This window comes from Staphylococcus durrellii, from assembly GCF_015594545.1.
Taxonomy (GTDB): domain Bacteria; phylum Bacillota; class Bacilli; order Staphylococcales; family Staphylococcaceae; genus Staphylococcus; species Staphylococcus durrellii.
Genome location: NZ_JADIIO010000001.1, coordinates 1522720 through 1544948 on the forward strand (window position 1 = coordinate 1522720; position 22229 = coordinate 1544948).

Consider the following 22229-nt stretch of genomic DNA (forward strand, 5'->3'; position numbering starts at 1 on the left):
CCTTTAGTTAAAAACCCTCTTAGGCTTAATTTCATCAGTTTTAGTCGGATGAGGTTCATATATCGCTAATATTTTTTCAGACTGTACATCAATCATAATTACTTTGCCAGATATAGATGTGTTAAAGTCATTTATATTAAATTTTTGTCCATTTAAGATTTTGTTCTTTATATCATTGTTTTCAATATATATAGATGGCAAACCTTTCAATCCATATTCTATAGCAAATAATTTTTCTTGTAATGCTTCTTGCTCATGCAATTGAGATATGTCTTCCAATGATAAGCTTTCATTTATATGAAATCCACCACTACTCGTACGTGTTAATTTAGACATATGTGCGGGCAATCCTAGCGCTTTACCTATATCTGTCGCTATAGTTCTTATGTAAGTCCCTTTACCACACTTTATCATTAAATTGAATTGACATGTGTTATTTTCATAACTCACGTCAGAAGTTCGTTCAATTTGATATATATTAACTTGACGCTCAGGACGCTCGACAGTTTCATTGTTTCTTGCATATTCGTAAAGTTTTTTACCATTAACTTTAACTGAAGAATACATCGGTGGAATTTGAGTGATGATACCTTGAAATGATGCTACTACATTATCGATCTGCACATTATTTAACTCGCTTTCACTTATTCGTTGGGTTGCTATTATTTCGCCAGTTTGGTCTTCAGTCGTAGTGCTTGTACCTATAGAAACTGTGGCATGATAAGTTTTACCCATATCCATTATATAATCACTGACTTTAGTAGCAGGTCCAATGCAAATAGGTAATACCCCATCAACTTCAGGATCAAGTGTCCCGGTGTGCCCAATTTTCTTTGTACCTAAGATTTTTCTTAATTTGAACACGACATCATGACTTGTCATGCCTCTCGTTTTATATACTGGTAAGATGCCATTATACATAATGAAAACGTCCTTTTTTAAATTATTCAAGCTGTAAAAAGCTGGAACTTAAACCATCAATGATTTACGCTCCAGCTCCTCTTTAATCCTTTTTATGCAAATCTTGAATCATACGTTCGATTTTATTACCATAATCGATTGATTCATCATACTCAAAGTTTAATTCAGGTACGATACGTAATCTCATACGCGAAGCTAATTCAGTTTTAATAAAACCTTTAGCCTTTTCTAAACCTTTAAACGTGTCATCAATTTGCTTCTGTTCTCCTAATACCGTTAAATATACTTTAGCAATAGATAAATCATTTGTAAGTTCTACATCTGTAATTGTTAAAAATCCAATTCTTGGATCTTTCACTTTATTATTAACAATATCCATAATTTCTTGTTTCATTTGTTCGCCTACGCGTTCTGCTCTCATGTTCATCTTTTTTCACCTCACAATTGTTTATGAGCTATCTTACTAACAAATTATAAGACAGTTAGATTATTATCGTCAAACCTTTCATTACAACCACCATTAAATTTAAACTTTAATATTACACATTGTTTATTTAATTTTTATTAAATCATTTGGGAATTCAAGCTAATAGTTCGGCGCTAATAAAATGCCTAACTGTATTATAATTATACCTTATTGATTGCATTGTTGAAATGTAACTAATAGCGGATACTTAATTATTTTGCTTTTTAAATTAATTTTAAAATAATAATACTCTAGTCAACATAAATGTGGTATTATATCCAATTAGAGTGTTCAAACTTAAAAATATCATGTGATTAGGAGGTAGTTGTTTGAATAAACCCGAAAGGCTTTTATACATTTATACACGTTTACTTAATGGTAAACATTTAAAAAAGTCTACTTTAGCTCAAACATTAAACATCAACCTACGCTCTGTACAACGCGATTTTAGTGATATCAATAATTTCTTATACGAAGATGAGGAATGGAGAGGACTAAATGCAAAAATCGTCTATGACAACATTATGGAAACACATAGTTTACAAACTTTCCCATTAAAAATCAGACAGCAAATGTTAATTACATTACTTTATCAAATAAAGGGAACACTGCCGATTGTTCATGAAGATATTTACAAATTTATTAAACAATATACTTTTTCTAGCCCGAATCATAAAATATTAATTCATAATTTACTCAAAAAATTTCACATCAAAGAAAAAGATTACAATTACGCTTCATTTATACTAGTAGCCCGTTGTATAGATGCTAAATACAACATGACAATCCAAACTGTTTCTGGAGAAAGTCTTTATATTAGCCCTATCAATATTCATGTAATTGATGATGAATTTTGGATGACGTATATCAATGAAAACTATATCGATGCTATAAAATTTGGAGATATTTCACATCTATATGAAACAACTACAAATTATGCTTTTGCAGATATGACAGTCACAAATATGATTACATTAGCTATTAGCGTTAGTTTTTGGCAATATGTATCTACAGAATATAATATTATCTCATCTTACAATAAAAACAATAAAATAATTGCTCAATTATTAATATCTAAAGTTGAATGTTTTGCACTAATAAAAAAATACTATAAACATATTAAATTAATAGAGCCAGAAACATATAGAAACGAACTTATTAACGACTTAAAAACTATAATTGAACTGTATTTATAACCTGAAGAGGCAGAACTTATTATCATTTCAGCTCCACCTCTTTTATTTTGATTTACTTTTCACATCTTGCTTAAATATTAGTTAGTTGCGACATCATTTTATAAAAATCTGATTTACCATTTAAACGATTCTCTTTTAAATGTTGATTCCATTTGTAATAATCACATTTATTTAATTGCCTTTTTTGTTTTAATTTTTCACGGTGCTCGCGATAACTTAAAATATTTCCCACAGTAAAATATTTATTTTGTTTAGAAGCATAAACAAATGTGTGCTTCAACAACACCTGCATCTCCTCTTTAGTGAACGCTTTGCTAAAATACGAGCCCCATAGTTCTTCCTCTCTTACTATATAAATACGACGTTTGTTGTCATGAAACATCATCTTAAATAAATCCGAATTTTTTTGTTGTGAAGGTAATACTGCTAAAGTATATAAAAAGTCTTTAGGTACTCCAGCTTGATATGTAGTTTGATAAGGAAAATAATTAAAAATCATTAAACGACTAGGTTTAATATTAAATTGTTTCAGGATTGAAGAGTCTCCACCAAAATATTTCATAAACCATATATGACTGTCTTCATATGGTAAAAATCCTTTTTTGCCATCAAACTTTAAATCTCCTCTAAAATCTTGTAATATTCTATTTCTTAAATGAATCTTTCTCTGTCCATCAATTTTAGGGTTATCTGTTCTATAATCATTTTCTGGTTGCTTATTTAAAATAATAATATCTGCAGTTTCTGGGTTACCAAAATAAGGTTGCGGTATCATAGGATTGATTGTACTATTTTCTAACATTATTTTCTTTCTATTCTTATCAACCATTACCATGCCATTTGCGAAGTTAAGTAATTTTTTAAATTTAGGTATCTCTGTAAAGTTCTGACCGAATCGTTCTCTACAATGAACGAGATCATCTAAATGTAGAAAAGCTGTTTCATCATTATTTTCAGCAATAGCATTTAATGTGTTTTCACTATATTCGGCATTATATTGTGATAAGTATTTACTCCAAAATTGTTCAATATCTGCTAAATAACTATTAGTCATAAATACTCCTCCAACGCTAATTTACGTATTATTATATAAAGATACCTAGACAAATAATGTCATTTATTTAAAATTATAGTAATTACAACAAAAAGTTACACTTCTAATATATTTAAGAAGTGTAACTTTTTTACAGTGTAATTTATAGATATATTAAATTATTTATCTTTCAACTTCAACCATTTCATATGCCTCTATAATGTCGCCTTCTTTTAGGTCATTAAATTTCTCAACTGTAATACCACATTCATACCCTTGAGCAACTTCTTTAACGTCATCTTTATAACGTTTTAAAGTATCTAATTCACCTTCGAATTGTACAACACCATCTCTGATAATACGTACACCTGCATTACGCGTAATTTTACCGTCCGTTACATAACTACCTGCGATAGTACCAACTTTAGACACTTTAAATGTTTGACGTACTTCTGCTTGACCGATAACTCTTTCTTCAAATTCTGGATCAAGTAGACCTTTCATCGCAGCTTCAATTTCTTCGATAACATTGTATATTACACGATGTAAACGCATATCTACATTTTCTGCTTCTGCAGCCCGTTTAGCACCACTATCTGGTCTTACGTTGAAACCAATAATAATACCATTAGAAGCATTTGCTAACGTAACGTCTGATTCATTAATTGCACCTACTGCAGTATGAATAATTCTAACGTTAACACCTTCAACATCTATTTTCATTAATGATGCAGCTAAAGCTTCGACTGAACCTTGCACGTCACCTTTAATAATGACATTTAGGTCTTTCATTTCGCCTTGTTTCATTTGTTCGAATAAATTATCTAGTGAAACATTTTTACTTTCTTGACGTTGTTGTAAAATGTTTTCTTCATGACGTGATTCACCGATTCTTCTCGCTTGTTTTTCGTCTGAGAAGACAACAAAACGATCACCTGCTTGAGGCACGTCATTGATACCTGTTATTTCAACAGGTGTTGATGGTCCAGCAGTTTTAATTCTTTGTCCGAGATCATTAACCATTGCACGTATACGTCCGTAAGTATTACCAACAACTAGTGAATCTCCAACATTTAAAGTACCATTTTGTACTAATAAAGATGCTGATGGCCCACGAGATTTATCTAATTCTGCCTCAATAACTGTACCTACAGCACGGTTTTTTGGATTAGCTTTTAATTCTTGTACTTCAGAAACAAGTACAATCATTTCTAATAAACTTTCAATACCATCACCACTTAACGCTGAAAGTGGTACGAAAATTGTATCGCCACCCCAATCTTCAGGAACAAGACCGTATTCAGTTAATTCTTGCATAACGCGGTCAGGATTAGAAGTTGGTTTATCAATTTTATTAACTGCAACAATTGTAGGAACATTTGCTTCCTTAGCGTGATTGATAGCTTCAATAGTCTGTGGCATAACACCATCGTCAGCTGCTACAACTAAAATAGTAATGTCAGTAACTTGTGCACCACGAGCACGCATTGTTGTGAAAGCTGCGTGTCCAGGGGTATCTAAGAAAGTAATCATTTTTCCATCATTTTCTATTTGATACGCACCAATATGCTGCGTAATTCCACCAGCTTCTCCTGCAGTTACTTTAGTATGACGAATAGAATCTAATAATGTCGTTTTACCATGGTCAACGTGCCCCATAATAGTAACTACCGCAGGTCTTTCGATTGCTTCTGGATCATCTGTTTCATCTTCAAAGTAAATTGCTAAATCTTCTTCATTAACTATTTCTTCTTTTTCTAGTTCTACACCGTACTCATCAACGATAACTTCTAGAGTTTCATCATCTAGAGATTGATTGATATTAGCCATAATACCTAATAAGAAAAGTTTTTTAATAACTTCAGAAGATTCAACATTTAGCTTATCCGAAAGTTCTCCTACTGTAATACCATCTTGATACGTAATTTTTGAAGGTGTTTCTTTAGCAGCTTGTTGTTCTTTATTGTGTTGCTTATTTTGCTTCTTGTTATTTTTATTATTCTGCTTTTTATTATTTGGCTTTTTATTATTTTTAGCATCTTTTTTATTGCCTTGGTTAGGTTTTTGAGCACTTTGTTGTTTATTTGTGTCTTGTTTTTGACCTTGTTCTTTAGATTGTTGACCCTGTTCTTTAGATTGTTGACCTTGTCCTTTGTCGCTTTGTTGGCTTTTATAAATTTTATCTAAAGCAGCAATTTGGTTATCTTCTAACGCTTGCATGTGGTTAGAAACCTCAACATCCATTTTTTTCAATTCATTTATAACATCTTTACTTTTTAAGTTTAATTCTTTGGCATATTCGTAAATTCTTTTTTTACTCATATAGTCACTCCTTACGATATTCTTCTATCATTGACAATAATTTTTTGGCAAAGCCTTGATCTGTTACACCTACGTTTACACGTTCAGCCTTACCTAAAGCTTGTCCTAGTTCTGATCTAGTTCCAAATATACGAAATGATATATGGTAACTTTCACATTTATTCTGTATTACTTTTTTTGTATTTTCTGAAGCGTCCTCAGCTATGATAACGAGTTGAATTTTATGTTTCTTAATCTCGTTAATGATGACTGATTCACCTGTTTTAACTTTTCCAGCTCGCATAGCTAATCCCAAAAAATTTACGATTTTCTCTTTCATCATTTAGGTATCTCTTCACGATATATCAGACGTATAATTTCTTTATACACTGAATCTAAAGTTTCAGCATCTGATTTAAAATATTTTTCAAGTACGCCTTTTTGTTGTGCTTTCTCAACTTCATTAACATCTTTAGAAACATAAGCACCACGCCCTGGCTTTTTGCCTGTCGCATCTGCAAATATTTCTCCATCTTTATTAATAACTACTCTAATCATATCTTTTTTAGGGTGCATTTCATTAGAAAGGATACATTTACGCATTGGAATTTTTTTCTTTTTCATAAAGTAATCACTCCAATTATTTATTAGGCATCAAGATTATTTTCTTCGTTATTTTCATTAAGTTCACTTGAATCTGATGTAACGTCGTCTAATGAATTACTAGGATATACACCAGCTTCACGTGCGTCACTTTCTGATTTAATGTCTATCTTCCAACCTGTAAGTTTAGCTGCTAAACGGGCGTTTTGACCACGCTTACCAATAGCTAACGATAGTTGATAATCAGGTACTACTACAATAGTAGATTGATTTTCTTCATCGACGATAACTTCAAGCACTTGTGATGGACTCAATGCGTTACGTACAAACACTTTTGGATCTTCATCCCACTGTACGATATCTATTTTTTCTCCACCAAGTTCTTCTACAACTGCTTCAACACGAGCACCTTTTGAACCAACACATGCACCTACTGCATCAATGTCTAAGTTATCTGAATGAACACTAATTTTAGAACGGTCGCCAGCTTCACGTGCAACTGATTTTACAATTACTGTACCGTCAAAGATTTCAGGAACTTCTTGTTCAAATAGTCGTTTTAATAGACCAGGGTGACTTCTTGAAACGTAAATTTGAGGACCTTTAGTTGTTTGTTCTACTTTGTTTACGAAAACTTTAATACGTTCATTAGGAATGTATTTTTCGTTTGGACTTCTTTCAGCTTCAGATAAAACGGCTTCAGTACGTCCTAAATTAACATAAACGTAACGGTGATCAACTCTATCGATTAATCCTGTTACAATATCTTCTTCTTTGTCGATAAACTCATCGTATAAGATTTCTCTTTCAGCATCTCTAAGACGTTGCATAACTGCTTGCTTTGCTGCTTGAGCACCTACTCGACCGAAATCACTCGGTGTCACATCTTCTTCGTATATGTCACCGATTTCATATGCTGGATTTTTAACCAATGCAGTACTTAAGTCAATCTCATCTCTGTCATCAAAGACCTCTTCTACAACATTCTTTCTTGCTATTACTTTGAAAATGCCTTCATCCATGTTCAACTCGACACGTACATTACGCGCACTGTCATAATTTTTCTTATATGCAGTAATTAATGCCGCTTCGATAGCATCAATCAATACTTCTCTTGGTATTTTCTTTTCTTTTTCTAAATATTCAGTAGCTAATAATAGTTCGTTACTTGACACTATTAACCCTCCTAATCAACTTAAAGCATCACAGAATGACGTGCTTTAGCTATTTTATTTCTTGGTATTTCGATTGTTTTTGTTTTAGCTTTTTCTTTAACTTCCATGACAATAGTATGTTCATTAACCGATTGTAATGTACCTAGCCATTCTTTTTCACCTTCAATAGGCGCATAAAGTGATACAAAGATAGGTTTCGTTATTGCATTTTGGAAATCTTGTTCTTTTTTTATCGGTCTTTCAGCACCAGGTGAAGCAACATCTAAATAATACATTTGTTCAATAGGATCATTGGCATCCATTACTTCACTTATTTTTTCAGATGCTAAAGTACAGTCATTTAAGTCAACGCCACCCTCTTTATCAATAGAAATTCGTAAAAAATGGTCTTTACCTTCTTTAGTAAATTCAACATCTACCAATTCAAAATTCAAGTCATCCATAACGGGTTTAATAAGCGCTTCAACTTGTTGATCTATTTTACTCATGCTGGCCTCCTTTTTTGACAAATAGAAAAGAGTGGGTAATGTGCCCACTCTTCCTGCTTGAGTTTAATCTTTTAACAATAACATTATACCATATGTTCATGATGCGCACAAACGGCACTAGTTATTAAAAATATTCTAAAAATACTTTTAATGACATTGTAAGCTTTATTAATAACTTAGACGACTAATATGTTACATATCAAATATTGATAATTGTGCTTTGTCAGGTAAGTTAGGCAGCGAACCTAATTCATCCAAGTAATCAATTACTTTTTGTGATAAACCAGCTTTTTTATTCAAATCTTCTTTAGATAAGAATGGACCTTCTTCTCTTGCATCAACGATACGTTTTGCAACGTTTTCGCCCAATCCTGGCACAGCTATGAATGGGGGTATCAAAGAGTCACCTTCAATTATAAATTCAAAGGATTTACTTTTTTCTAAATTTACCGGTTGCATACGATAGCCTCTATGCGCCATTTCATTCATAATCTCTAAAACTGTTAATGTGTCTTTTTCTTTTTTGCCTAAATCCATATATTTTGAATACATGTCTTTAACTGTGTTGCGTATGCTTTCTTTATCTTTAATCATTGAAATTAAATCAAAATCAGATGCTCTTACTGTAAAGTAACTTGCATAATAAAATAATGGATGATGCACTTTAAAGTAGGCGATTCTTACCGCCATTAATACATAAGCTGCGGCGTGGGCTTTAGGGAACATGTATTTAATTTTTCTGCATGAATCTAAATACCAGTCTGGCACTTCGTTTTCAACCATAGCTTCAACCATATCATCGGTTAAACCTTTACCTTTACGAACAAATTCCATTGTCTTGAAGGCAAGTGATGGCTCTAAACCGTTATACATTAAGTAAACCATAATATCGTCACGACAACAGATTACGCTAGATAAGTCACAAGTACCTGATCTAATTAAATCTTGAGCATTACCAAGCCATACATCTGTACCATGTGATAAACCAGAAATTCTAACGAGTTCTGAGAATGTAGTCGGTTTTGTATCTTCTAACATTTGTCTAACGAAACCAGTACCAAACTCCGGCACGCCAAAAGTTCCTGTTTTACACAAAATCTCATCTTCAGTAACTCCTAATGATTGCGGTGAACTAAATATCCCCATTGTTTCTTTATCATCGACTGGTATTGTTTTTGGGTCAATACCTGATAAGTCTTGTAACATACGTATCATTGTAGGGTCATCATGTCCTAATATATCTAGTTTCAAAACATTGTCATGAATGGAATGGAAATCAAAGTGTGTTGTCATCCATGAAGCCGATTGGTCGTCAGCTGGGAATTGGACGGGTGTAAAATCATAAATATCCATGTAATCTGGTACAACGATAATACCACCAGGGTGTTGTCCTGTCGTACGCTTAACGCCAGTACAACCTTTAACCAGACGATCTACTTCTGCGCCTCGCTTATGGATCCCTTGGTCATTTAAAAATCCTTTCACAAAACCGAATGCAGTTTTCTCAGCTACTGTACCAATTGTTCCCGCACGGAAGACCTTGTCATCACCAAATAATTCTTTAGTATAATTATGTGCTTCAGGTTGATACTCACCACTAAAGTTTAAGTCGATATCGGGTACTTTATCCCCTTTAAATCCTAAGAAAGTTTCGAAAGGTATATCTTGTCCTTCTTTAATTAGTTCGCTACCACAAGTTTCACAATTTTTATCAGGTAAATCGAATCCCGAACCGACTGAGCCATCATCGAAGAATTCACTCTTTTTACACTCAGGACAAATGTAATGTGGCGGTAACGGATTGACCTCTGTTATTTCGGTCATCGTCGCTACAAAACTTGATCCTACAGAACCACGTGAACCAACAAGATAACCATCATCTAGTGATTTTTTAACAAGACGTTGAGAAATTAAATAAATAACTGAAAATCCGTTACCAATAATACTTTCTAATTCCTTTTCGAGTCTGTCGATAACAATTTGAGGTAAATCTTCGCCATATAATTTCTTAGCATTTGAATAACTTAATTCACGAATTTCATCGTTAGCACCTTCCATACGTGGTGTATATAATTCATCTTTAATTGGTACTACACGTTCAATACGATCAGCTAGCTTATTTGTATTTGTCACAACGAGTTCTTTTGCCAACTCTTTGCCTAAGAAATGGAACTCGTCTAACATTTCGTCAGTTGTTCTAAAATGAGCTTCTGGTAATGTTGATCGATTTAAAGGGTTACCCGGTTGTGATGCAATTAAAATTTTTCGAGCAATCGCATCATGTTCATATAAATAATGGGCGTTACCAGTTGCAATTACTGGAATATCTGCTGATTCGCCAGCCTTAATAAGACGATCATAAATTTCATAAAGTGTCTCATTGTCTCTAATTAATTCTCTATCTATCAAATCTTGATATAGTGCTGGTGGTTGCATCTCAATATAATCATAGTATTTAGCTATTTTTTCTACTTGTATTTGATCTTTTTGCATTACTGCAGTGAATAATTCACCTTCGTCACACGCAGTACCCACTAATAAACCTTCACGATGTTCATTTAATAATGAGCGAGGAATCCTAGGTGTTCGATAATAATAATTTACTAACGATGCACTGACGATTTTGAATAAGTTTTTTAGACCTTCTTGATTTTGTACGATAAGTGTCACATGATTAGGTCTTGCACGTTTATACGCGTCCTCATTAGTTAAAGATTTATTAATATCTTGATGATTTTCTACGTTTAGTTCTTCTAATTGCTTTAACATCTTAATAAAAATATAAGCAGTTGCTTCAGTATCATAAATCGCTCTATGATGTTGCGTTAGTTCAACGCCATATTTTTTTGCTAAGAAATTCAATCCATGTTTACCGTATTCGGTGTTAACTGTTCTAGAAAGTTCTAATGTATCGATGACACCATTCTCAGATGAGCCAAATCCTGCACGCTCATAGCCCGTATCAATAAAGCCCATGTCGAAAGATGCATTATGTGCTACAAATATTGCGTCGCCTACCCATTCTTTAAATTCTTTTAGTACATCATTAATTTCAGGAGCATCCACTAACATATCATCTGATATATGGGTTAAATTTTTAATCGTTTCGGAAAGTCGTTCATGTGGATTACTGAAACGCTCAAATTTATCAATGATTTCTCCTTCTTTTACTTTAACTGCGGCTAATTCAATAATTTTGTCATATTGATTTGATAAACCCGTTGTCTCAACGTCAAAAACTACATAGGTAGCATCTTTCAAGTTTCTATCAGTTGGTTTATAAGCAATCGGTACACCATCATCTACGAGCATACCTTCCATACCATATATCATTTTAATATCATTTTTTTCAGCGGCAGCGTGTGCATCTGGGAATGCTTGCACTACGTTATGGTCAGTAACAGCTATAGCCTTATGACCCCATTTGGCAGCTTGTTCAACATAAGCACTAATATTTGGTATACCATCCATTTGACTCATAGAAGTGTGCAAATGAAATTCAACTCTCTTCTCATCTGCCTTATCTTGTTTCGATACTTTTTTAATTTCTTCAATATCAGACATCATCATAACTAAATCCCTGACGAAAGTATCTTCTTCAATACGTCCTTGAGCACGTACCCATTTACCAACGCTTAAAGCTTTAAAATGAGCTAAATCATCTTTATTTTTACGCGTGAACATTTTAAGTACAAGTGAATCAGTATAATCAGTCACTTTTAATTCTACGATGTGGCGTCCACTTTTTAATTCCTTAAGATTTATGTCAAAAATAACTCCTTCAACCGCTACTTTAAATTCTTCTTCGATTATATTTTCTATTGGGCGTACGCTTTCAACTTGAATTGGCTTACCAATCTGACATTTACTCACTGCACTTTCATTATTATCTTGTTGTTTAATTTTTTCAGCCTTCATTTTTTCTATTTTTTCAGTAGCTTCACGTGCACTCTTTTCATCTTCTTCTTGAATATGCGCTTCTAAAGAGGCCAAATCATCATCTGTGTAATCGTTATTTGTCTCGAATACTACTTTATTTATTTTAAAACCACATTGTTTAAATGCCTTAACTAAACTACCATTACATACTTTATCAAAATGGTTACCTTCAACTTCATTTTGACAAACAACCTTAATAACATCGCCAGACATAATCAGTTTCTTTTGCTTTAACTGACCTTTAACTTTTGGTGATAAATTTGTTTGATCAATACAATAGTTAAAATATTTCAAAGCTAGCTCATCTTGATTAGAAGTATCTTCTATTTCAAACTGCCATTCTACGTGGGCAATTGTTTTAAATTCTTCAGTCACGGCGTTAGTAAAAAGTAAGTAATCTTCATATGATAAAAAGCGCGGTAATTTAATTTGAAGCATCCAAGATCTATTTTTAGAAGAGACATCTATACGTGTTAGTTCCCCTTGTCCTAAAATATCTTGGTCTAACTGATTCGCAATTTTTATCTGATCAGCTAGTATTTTAAATTTTTCTTGATTTGTCATTGCCATGACGATAACCACCTTACTTTATAATGCACTGATTTAATTGAAGTGCTTAACGATTCAATTATGTAATTTCGTATACTAATCATATCAATATCTATAATAAATGCATCATTGCCTATAAACAATGATGCATTTGTCAGCAGCAGATAAAATACTATCATATTATAACAAAATATTAATAGTCATGCTTGCCTTGTTATTTAACTTTTTCATACAATGCCTTAGTATAATCTACTAAATCATCTACGCGAACGTCTTCACTTTCTCCTGTATCTCTTCTTTTAACTTCTACAATACCTTCCGCTGCATTTTTACCGATCACAATTCTCACTGGTAAACCAATTAAATCAGCGTCATTAAATTTAACACCTGCGCGTTCTTTACGGTCATCGTATAACACATCAAAAGATTTGTTTAATAATGCATATAGTTGGTCTCCTAATTCACGTTGTTCATCTTTTTTAGGATTTAATGTAATGATATGTAAGTCAAATGGTGCGATTGCTTTTGGCCATATAATACCATTTTCGTCATTGTTTTGTTCAACTACTGCACTTAAAGTTCTAGATACACCTATACCGTAACAACCCATAAGTAATGGTTTGGCTTTACCTTGATTATCTAAAATCGTCGCATTCATAGCTTCTGAATATTTTGTGCCTAGTTTAAATACTTGTCCAACTTCAATACCTTCTGCAAAGTGTGCTTCACCAGAACCATCTGCAAGTGGTTCACCTTCTAAAATAAATCTAAAATCTCCATAAGCATCAATGTTAAAGTCTCTATCTACGTTAGCATTTACTAAATGGTAACCATCTTCATTGGCACCGACAACAATATTATTTAAATCTTGTAATGCGTTGTCTGCGTATATTTTAATATCTTTATCAAAGATTGGACCTAAAGATCCAGGATTTGCACCTAATAAATTGATGATCTCTGATTGCGTAGCAAGATCGATGTTATCCGTTTCAAAGTAAGATTTTAATTTTACGTCATTTATTTCGTGATGACCGCGTACTAAAATCATAATAAATTCGCCATCAACTTTAAATATCATAGATTTAGTTATTTCATCTAATGGTCTATTTAAGAAATCAGCTAATTCTTGTGCCGTATGTACGTTAGGCGTTTCAATTTTTGCTAACGCTTCAATTGGTTGATGGTTTTCATTTGGTTCGTAAACCACTTCAGCTTTCTCAATATTTGCCGCGTAGTCGCTGTTCTCACTATACACAATAGTGTCTTCCCCAATTTCACTTAATGCCATAAATTCATGCGTATGATTACCACCAATAGCCCCTGAATCAGCTAAAACTGGCCGTGCATTAATACCAGTACGTTCAAAAATTTTCTTATAGGCATTGTACATATCTTGGTATGTTGCATCTAGGGATTCTTCATCAACATGGAAAGAATAAGCATCTTTCATAATAAACTCTCTACCACGTAATAAGCCAAATCGAGGGCGTTTTTCATCACGATATTTGGATTGAATTTGGAATAGAGTTAATGGCAATTGTTTATATGATTTAAGTTCGTCTCTAACGATAGATGTAACGACCTCTTCATGAGTAGGTCCAAGTGCAAATTCACGTCCATGACGGTCAGTTAAACGCATTAATTCAGCACCGTAAGACCCCCAACGGCCAGATTCTTCCCACAACTCTGCTTGTTGCAGTGCAGGCATTAAAATTTCTACTGCATCTATATTTTCCATTTCTTCACGTATAATTACTTCTATATTATTTAATACACGTGTTGCAAGTGGTAAATAACTATAAATACCACTGGTACTTTGTTTAATAAGCCCTGCTTTTAATAATAATCTATGGCTAAGTGCTTCCGCGCCAGCAGGCACCTCTTTCATTGTTGGTATAAAGACCTTAGATTGTTTCATACACTTTTACTCCTCTCTAGTTATAAGAAATAGCGTTGAATATCATTCCATGTTACTAAGACCATGATAATAAGAACGAAAATAGCCCCTACTGCAATAATTGCTGATTCAACTTTTTTATTTACTGGTTTTCTAAATATTGCCTCATATATAACAAATAATATACGTCCGCCATCTAATGCAGGAATCGGTAATAAGTTCATTAATCCTAAGTTAACACTCAATAAAGCCGTCCAACTAATTAAGTTTATAATACCAGTTTTAACAACTGCATCGACATTATGATAAATACCGACAGGACCATTTAACATATCAAACGAGAATTGCCCAGTGAAAATACTAGCAATCATACCAACAATTGCTGTAAATATAAATTTACCTGCATGAAGCGTTTGTTCAAAACCACTTACTAATGGTTTAAATGCACTATGTTCGTTTTTAGGTTGAAAACCTAATATATATGAAGTTTGAGTCTTTGTTTTTGTTAGCTTTTGTTCATACTTTTTAGGCGTAACGTCAACTGTTTTAGTTTTACCATCACGTTTAATCGTCACTTTTGTTTTGTTGTCTTTAATTTTATTTAACTCGCCATTGATTTGTTGCTTATCATTAATTTTTTGATCACCGATTTTTACGATTTTGTCTCCTGTTTGTAGTCCAGCTTTCTGTGCTGGATAATTATCAGCAACCTGACCAATCGTCGTAGTTGGTGTTCCTTGATAATATGCTAAACCAATAAAGAGAACTAAAGTCAGTAAGAAGTTAAATAATGGACCAGCAAACAATGTTAAAAACTTTTGGTAAGGTTTTTTATAAGTGAATTGTCTATTTTTAGGTGCAATTTGAATTAGACTTCCATTTTCTACAAAGTATGCTTTATGGGCAATAGCATAATGATGTCTTTCCTCATCTGAAGCAACACCCTCAATAAATAAACCCTCTTTAAAGTCACATTGTTTTACTTCGATAGCCTCGATTTGTTGAAATTTATGTTGATCATCTAAAATAATATGCGTAATTTCATTTTGATTATTTAATTTAATTTTGACATGCATGCCTGGTTTAACTGGTGGCTCTTCTAAACCATCGCCAGCCATACGCACGTATCCACCTACAGGTAATAAGCGAATTGTGTAGAGCGTCTCATTCTTTCTAAAACTAAAAATTTTAGGACCCATACCTATCGCAAATTCCGGACACATGATTCCTGCGCGTTTAGCGAAAAACATATGTCCATACTCATGTACAGATACTAGTACGCCAAAGACAATAATAAAAGCAAATATTGTTACTAAGAAGCTCAATTATATACACCTCGTGTTTGATTAATTTAGTCGCATAAAATGTAAAAGTCAGTTGTTAAGATTAACAATAGTTATATTGTTAAAACGAGTCACTTATTTCTTTTACATCTTATTATGTGTTTGCAGCATTCCATTAGTGTTATTAAGGTTAATTTATTTAAGCTTGTGAAAAGGAGTTAAGAAATAAATAACCACTCAAATGATGTAGTTATTTTACCTCATTAACTCCTACTCGACAACTTTATTCCATTATACAATCGTGAAGCATTTTTGTATGTTCATGCTGGTAGTAATAAATTGGTCACATAATTACATTTGAATGAGTAAAATATTAACCAAAGGTAATACAAACATGAAGCTATCAAAGCGATCCAATATACCACCATGTCCAGGCAGTATTCTGCCAGAGTCTTTAACACCAAAATGACGTTTAAAACCTGACTCCACCAAATCACCAAGTTGACCAAATGCACTTAATACTACTGTCCAAATTAGTAATAACCAAACAGCGATATTAAAGTCGACAAAGAACAACATAATAATTGGTACTAATAAACTACAAATTAGTCCACCAATAAAGCCTTCTATAGTTTTATTAGGGCTAATAACTGGCCATAATTTGTGTTTTCCTATTAAACGCCCGAAAATATACGCTCCTGTATCTGTTAACCATACTACTAGAAAAGCATATAAGATATAGTGTAAACCTTCAGAACGTGTTGCATATAAATACATAAAACCAATACCTACATAAGCAACAGCCATTAAACAAAAGGCGGCATCCATAAAACTAAATCTATTTTTAGATAATACGGTATAACTTAATAATATAAAGCTAATGGCTATTAGAGATTTAAGTTGAAAATCATCTACCCATGCACCAGCGTCTTGAGGCAACATGATAATCAATATACCAAGTGCAGAAATAAGTCCAGGAACTGACATAAACTTAATCATGTTCATATTTAACAATTCTTTCAAGCCAATAAAGGCAAGCAAATATGAAAATAGCATTAGTATTAATCCGCCCTTAAGTAATATGGGAAGGAAGATAATCAGAGCTATTATTGCAGTTAAAGTTCTAACTTTCATACTATTCTCCTAACTTTATAGCCCGCCAAAACGTCGCTGGCGTGACTGATAAATTTTTATACATTTTGTTAGTTCATCTTTATCAAAATCAGGCCAAAATTTTTCATTAAAGATAAATTCACTATATGAAACTTGCCAAATTAAGAAATTACTAATGCGTTGCTCTCCCGAAGTTCTTATCAATAAATCTGGATCAGGATAATTATGAGTGAATAAATGTTCCGATATTAGACTTTCATCAATTTTTTCAGAACTTGCACCCTCAGCTAATAACTCTTCATAGAGAGATCTTACACTATGTACAATTTCTGCACGACCACCATAATTAATCGCAAAAATTAATTTCATACCTGTATTATTTTGAGTATCAGCCTTCGCTTTTGCTATAGCCTTAAGTGTAGACTTAGGTAAATTATCTAAAATACCTATCGTTTCAACTTTAACATTATTTTCAATAAGTTCGGGTAAAAATGTTTTTAAAAAATTAACCGGTAAACTCATGATATAATTTACTTCATTTTCAGGTCTCGACCAATTTTCAGTAGAAAATGCATAAAGTGTTAAATATTTTAATCCCATATCGCTCGCAGCTTTAGTGATTGTTTTTACGGTTTGCATACCTTGATAATGACCTTTTATTCTCGGCAGTTTTCTTTGTTTTGCCCAGCGACCATTGCCATCCATTATGATTGCAACATGTTGAGGTATGTTATGTATATCCAAATCATTTTTTTCTTGATTAGAAGGTGTTTTATTCTTCTTTTTAAGGTTTTTAAACATGGTATTTCCTCCGAGCATGATCATCTCTGTATATTATAATAGGTTCATTATACAATTATCTACCATTTTACCATACTAAATCTGTACATTACATAAACAAAGAAAAAACTGTACCAAAGTCTTATTTGATACAGTCCATATCATCATAAAAAACTAATTACTTTAACACAAGCTTTAATACCTCATATTAACAAATATGTTAGTCTCAATAAAAACGTCATGAAATGTACAAATTACTTATAGCACAGTCTTACCATCATTATACTGATAAAATATCTTGTTCTTTTTCCTCAAGTAAATTATCGATTTCCTTAATAGAATCGTCAGTAAGTTTTTGTATATCATCCGTTTGTGATCTTAAGTCATCTTCAGTAATGTTTCCGTCTTTTTCTTGTTTTTTCAACGCATCATTACTGTCACGACGAACATTTCTTACTGCTACTTTAGCATTTTCACTAATTTTTTTAACTTCTTTAACTAGTTCTTTACGACGTTCTTCTGTAAGCGCAGGAACAGCAATTCTAATCACTTCTCCATCACTTGAAGGATTTACACCTAAGTTAGCTGCATTAATTGCTTTTTCAATATTTCCAACAGAGCTTTTATCGTATGGAGATATTACTAATAAACGAGCTTCAGGAACATTGATACTTGCTAATTGTTGCACAGGAGTAGGTGCACCGTAGTAATCAACAGTAACTCCATTTAATAGATTTGAATTAGCACGACCAGCACTAATGTTTGCTAATTCTCTTGAAAAATTATCGATAGATTTTTTCATTTTACTCTTCGTATCATTAATTATGTCACTCATATTTTACACCTCTAATTATTTAGTAATTAACGTACCTATTTTTTCACCCATCACTGCACGTTTAATATTTCCTTCTTCCATAATCGAGAATACATTTAAAGGAATATTATTATCCATACAGAATGATGATGCAGTAGAATCCATTACTTGTAAACCTTCTTGTAACATTTGAATATGTGTTAAATGTTCATATTTTATTGCATTTTCATCTACTTTAGGATCGGCAGAATAAACACCATCTACATTGTTTTTACCCATTAAGATAACATCTGCTTCAACTTCTGCTGCACGTAAAGCAGCTGTAGTATCTGTAGAGAAATATGGGTTACCAATACCAGCAGCAAAAATAACTACTCTTTTCTTCTCTAAATGTCTAATCGCACGACGTCTTATATAAGGTTCTGCCACTTGTTTCATTTCAATTGAAGTTAAGACACGTGTATCACAATCCAGTTGTTCTAAGCTATCTTGTAATGCCAATGCATTCATTACAGTTGCTAACATACCCATGTAATCAGCAGTACCACGGTCCATACCTAAATCAGCACCTGTTTTACCTCTCCAAATATTGCCACCGCCAACAATTACAGCAATTTCACAATCCATTTTTGCAACTTCAGCTACTTGTTTAGCAACACTTTTAATAATGATAGGGTTTATACCACTACCTTTATCTCCTGCAAGTGCCTCGCCACTTAATTTTAAAACAACACGTTTGAATTTTGAAGTATCAGCCATCGTCTTATCCTCTCTATTGAAAATATATGTAAATGATACAAGTAAAGAAGACACGTTAGTTGGACCTATACAAAAGTTTATCTTTTATACTGAGGCACAAAAGGTGTCTTCTTTCTTGTTCAACACTTATGAAAAATTATTTCATTTGTCCTTTAACTTCATCAGCGAAGTTTTCTTCGCGTTTCTCCATACCTTCGCCTACTTCATAGCGTACGAAGTCAACAAGTTTTCCACCTTTAGATTTTAAATAAGCTTCAACTGTTTGATCTGGATCTTTAACAAAGTTTTGGTCAACTGCACAAATTTCTTGTAAATATTTACGTAAACGACCTTCTACCATTTTTTCAACGATATTTTCTGGTTTACCTTCATTTAATGCTTGTTGTTTAAGTACTTCTTTTTCGTGAGCAATTTCTTCATCATTTACTTGGTCTGAAGAAACATATTTAGGGTTAATTGCTGCGATATGCATAGCAACGTCTTTAGCTGCTTCTTCATCTGTAGTACCTTCAACAACAGATAGCACACCAATACGTCCACCCATATGTTTATAAATACCAAAAGCGTCGTTATCTGTTTTAGTTCTAACTGCAAAACGACGGATGCTTAATTTTTCACCAATTGTAGCAATTGATTCTTTCATACGTTCATCGACAGTTTTACCATCAGCTAATTTAGTTTCCAATAATTCTTCTACTGAATTTACTTTAGTTTCAAGAACCTGAATCGCAATTTCTTTAACTAATTCTTGGAAACCTTCGTTACGCGCAACGAAGTCAGTTTCTGAGTTGATTTCTACGATTGCTGCGTCATTTCCTATTTGTTCTGCATGTACTAAACCTTCTGCTGCAATACGGTCTGCTTTTTTAGCAGCTTTTGAAATACCTTTTTCACGTAGATAATCGATTGCTTTATCGATGTCACCATCTGTCTCAGTTAACGCTTTTTTACAATCCATCATACCAGCGCCAGTTTTTTCACGTAATTCTTTAACAAGTTTAGCTGAAATTGCCATTTAATATTCCTCCATTATTCCATAAATTTATTATTTATTTTAAAAAAGAGTGATAAGCCTCATTATCTTATCACCCATTTTACATTATTCTTAGTTTGATTCAACAGAAGTGTTTTCTTCAGTTGATGCTGATTCAGTAGCTTCAGTTTCAGTTGATTCTTCAAGATTAATGTTTTGTTCTGCTGCTACTTCTTCATTAGATACACCTTGTTGACCTTCTAAGACTGCGTCTGCCATTTTACCAGTTAACAATTTAACTGCACGAATAGCGTCATCGTTTGCTGGGATAACGTAATCAATTTCATCAGGATCACAGTTTGTATCCACAATACCTACGATAGGGATGTTTAATTTACGTGCTTCAGCAATTGCGTTACGCTCTTTACGAGGGTCAACTACAAATAATGCTTGAGGCATCGTTTTCATATCACGAATACCGCCTAAGAATTTGATTAAACGGTCGTATTCTTTTTTAAGTTCTACAACTTCTTTTTTAGGTAATACTTCGAATAAGCCATCTTCTTCCATTTTTTCGATTTCAGAGATACGCTTGATACGTTTAGAGATTGTTTTGTAGTTAGTTAAGATTCCACCTAACCATCTTTGGTTAACATAAAATTGACCAGCACGTTCTGCTTCAGCTTTAACTGATTCTTGTGCTTGTTTTTTAGTACCAACAAATAAAACGCGTCCGCCATCTTCAGAAACTTGTTTAATGAAGTTATAAGCTTCTTCTACTTTTTTAACTGTTTTTTGTAGGTCGATAATATAGATACCATTTCTTTCAGTGAAAATGTATCTTTTCATTTTTGGGTTCCAACGGCGTGTTTGGTGACCGAAGTGAACACCTGCTTCTAGTAATTGTTTCATTGAAATTACTGCCATAATTAAATCCTCCTAATGGTTTTTTTACCTCCACAAAAAGCTCATATAAACACGAAATTAAAATTTCGCACCCTTTATACTTCCACTCTTCGTGTGTGTATTGGCTCAATAGCCGTTTACTAATATACCACAATTATAGTGACTTCGCAATAAATTAATTTCAGTGAATTTTGTCATAAAAAAAACGACAAGTCGAAATTTACTACTGTCGCTTTTTTACTATCTAAAGATTATTTAATGTTGCTTAATTCATCAAGGAACTTTTCTTTTTTAACTTTAATAAATGTACCTTTCATGCCTAACGAACGAGATTCAATTACACCGGCACTTTCTAGCTTTCTAAGTGCGTTAACGATTACAGATCTTGTAATGCCAACTCTGTCTGCAACTTTTGAAGCAATAAGTAATCCTTCTTTACCACCTAGTTCTTCAAAGATATGATCAATAGCTTCACTTTCAGAATATGAAAGTGAATTTATAGCCATATTAATTGCTGCTTTATCACGTGCTTCTTGTTCAACTTCATTATGTTTTTCACGTAAAATTTCCATTCCAATAACAGTTGCGGCATATTCACCTAGCACTAAATCATTTTCGGAAAAATCATCATGAACGCGTCCTAATACTAGAGTACCTAATCGTTCTCCCCCACCTAAGATAGGGAAAATTGTAGTTCTGCTATCTTTAAATAGTTCTTCATTTTCAGGTGGAAAAACTGTAAGAACGTCGCTAATTTCTATGTTAGATTGTGTTTCTTTGACATCCATAAGTTTTTCAGTGTATTCACTAGGAATGTGACGATTTTCTAGCATTTGAATAATACGCTGGTTTTTTAATAATTCATTTAAATTAGAGCCTAAAATTTTACCTTTTCTCGAAACGATAAAAACATTAGTCACGGTAACGCTACTAATAGTTTGGGCCACATCTTTAAAGTCTACAGCAATACCTTTATGCTTTTGTAACAGTATATTTAATTCTCTTGTCTTTGATAATAAACTCATTTTGTCTC

19 protein-coding genes are annotated in these 22229 nt (G+C 32.9%); 1 reads left to right on the forward strand and 18 read right to left on the reverse strand.

What is annotated here, in order from left to right:
* Positions 1 to 3: 3 nt before the first annotated feature.
* Complete coding sequence (gene truB / locus ISP02_RS07375) at positions 4 to 921, reverse strand: tRNA pseudouridine(55) synthase TruB (RefSeq protein ID WP_195720937.1); 918 nt, start codon at positions 919 to 921, stop codon at positions 4 to 6.
* A gap of 82 nt (positions 922 to 1003) precedes the next feature.
* A complete protein-coding gene (gene rbfA, locus ISP02_RS07380; protein WP_195720938.1) occupies positions 1004 to 1348 on the reverse strand; it encodes a 30S ribosome-binding factor RbfA in 345 nt (114 codons plus the stop codon).
* Positions 1349 to 1716: 368 nt separating this feature from the next.
* Here rbfA and ISP02_RS07385 point away from each other — a divergent pair, with 368 nt between their 5' ends.
* Positions 1717 to 2583, forward strand: coding sequence for a hypothetical protein (locus ISP02_RS07385; RefSeq protein ID WP_195720939.1), 867 nt, complete (start codon positions 1717 to 1719; stop codon positions 2581 to 2583).
* Positions 2584 to 2653: 70 nt separating this feature from the next.
* Here the strand turns inward: ISP02_RS07385 and ISP02_RS07390 are convergent, their stop codons facing one another.
* From ISP02_RS07390 to codY, 16 genes are all read right to left on the reverse strand, one after another.
* Positions 2654 to 3637, reverse strand: coding sequence for a hypothetical protein (locus tag ISP02_RS07390; RefSeq protein WP_195720940.1), 984 nt, complete (start codon positions 3635 to 3637; stop codon positions 2654 to 2656).
* Positions 3638 to 3799: 162 nt separating this feature from the next.
* Positions 3800 to 5938, reverse strand: a complete 2139-nt coding sequence (gene infB / locus ISP02_RS07395; RefSeq protein ID WP_195720941.1) for a translation initiation factor IF-2 — start codon at positions 5936 to 5938, stop codon at positions 3800 to 3802.
* Between the two features lie 4 nt (positions 5939 to 5942).
* A complete protein-coding gene (locus tag ISP02_RS07400; RefSeq protein ID WP_195720942.1) occupies positions 5943 to 6260 on the reverse strand; it encodes a L7Ae/L30e/S12e/Gadd45 family ribosomal protein in 318 nt (105 codons plus the stop codon).
* Positions 6257 to 6541 (reverse strand): RNase P modulator RnpM, encoded by a 285-nt coding sequence (rnpM, locus tag ISP02_RS07405; protein WP_195720943.1) that lies wholly within the window; start codon positions 6539 to 6541, stop codon positions 6257 to 6259. The genes ISP02_RS07400 and rnpM overlap by 4 nt, the downstream gene beginning before the upstream one ends.
* A gap of 23 nt (positions 6542 to 6564) precedes the next feature.
* A complete protein-coding gene (gene nusA / locus ISP02_RS07410; protein ID WP_195720944.1) occupies positions 6565 to 7695 on the reverse strand; it encodes a transcription termination factor NusA in 1131 nt (376 codons plus the stop codon).
* 20 nt (positions 7696 to 7715) lie between these two features.
* Positions 7716 to 8183, reverse strand: coding sequence for a ribosome maturation factor RimP (rimP, locus tag ISP02_RS07415; RefSeq protein ID WP_195720945.1), 468 nt, complete (start codon positions 8181 to 8183; stop codon positions 7716 to 7718).
* Positions 8184 to 8375: 192 nt separating this feature from the next.
* Entirely contained in the window at positions 8376 to 12692 is a 4317-nt protein-coding gene (locus ISP02_RS07420; protein WP_195720946.1) for a PolC-type DNA polymerase III, read from the reverse strand.
* 193 nt (positions 12693 to 12885) lie between these two features.
* Positions 12886 to 14589 carry a proline--tRNA ligase gene (locus ISP02_RS07425; RefSeq protein WP_195720947.1) on the reverse strand — a complete coding sequence of 568 codons (1704 nt, stop codon included), beginning with the start codon at positions 14587 to 14589 and terminating at the stop codon, positions 12886 to 12888.
* A gap of 20 nt (positions 14590 to 14609) precedes the next feature.
* Positions 14610 to 15893, reverse strand: coding sequence for an RIP metalloprotease RseP (rseP, locus tag ISP02_RS07430; protein WP_195720948.1), 1284 nt, complete (start codon positions 15891 to 15893; stop codon positions 14610 to 14612).
* 309 nt (positions 15894 to 16202) lie between these two features.
* Positions 16203 to 16985 (reverse strand): phosphatidate cytidylyltransferase, encoded by a 783-nt coding sequence (locus ISP02_RS07435; protein WP_195720949.1) that lies wholly within the window; start codon positions 16983 to 16985, stop codon positions 16203 to 16205.
* 15 nt (positions 16986 to 17000) lie between these two features.
* Positions 17001 to 17765 (reverse strand): isoprenyl transferase, encoded by a 765-nt coding sequence (locus ISP02_RS07440; protein ID WP_195720950.1) that lies wholly within the window; start codon positions 17763 to 17765, stop codon positions 17001 to 17003.
* 259 nt (positions 17766 to 18024) lie between these two features.
* Complete coding sequence (gene frr, locus ISP02_RS07445; protein ID WP_195720951.1) at positions 18025 to 18579, reverse strand: ribosome recycling factor; 555 nt, start codon at positions 18577 to 18579, stop codon at positions 18025 to 18027.
* A 15-nt stretch (positions 18580 to 18594) separates the two neighbouring features.
* Positions 18595 to 19317, reverse strand: a complete 723-nt coding sequence (gene pyrH / locus ISP02_RS07450; protein WP_195720952.1) for a UMP kinase — start codon at positions 19315 to 19317, stop codon at positions 18595 to 18597.
* A gap of 136 nt (positions 19318 to 19453) precedes the next feature.
* Positions 19454 to 20332: a translation elongation factor Ts gene (tsf, locus tag ISP02_RS07455; RefSeq protein WP_195720953.1), complete on the reverse strand. Its 879-nt coding sequence runs from the start codon at positions 20330 to 20332 to the stop codon at positions 19454 to 19456.
* Positions 20333 to 20422: 90 nt separating this feature from the next.
* On the reverse strand, positions 20423 to 21217 hold the full coding sequence (rpsB, locus tag ISP02_RS07460; RefSeq protein ID WP_195720954.1) for a 30S ribosomal protein S2: 795 nt from the start codon (positions 21215 to 21217) through the stop codon (positions 20423 to 20425).
* Positions 21218 to 21447: 230 nt separating this feature from the next.
* The gene (gene codY / locus ISP02_RS07465; protein ID WP_195720955.1) at positions 21448 to 22221 is read right to left on the reverse strand and encodes a GTP-sensing pleiotropic transcriptional regulator CodY; all 774 of its coding nucleotides are present in this window, start codon (positions 22219 to 22221) and stop codon (positions 21448 to 21450) included.
* Between the last annotated feature and the right edge of the window lie 8 nt (positions 22222 to 22229).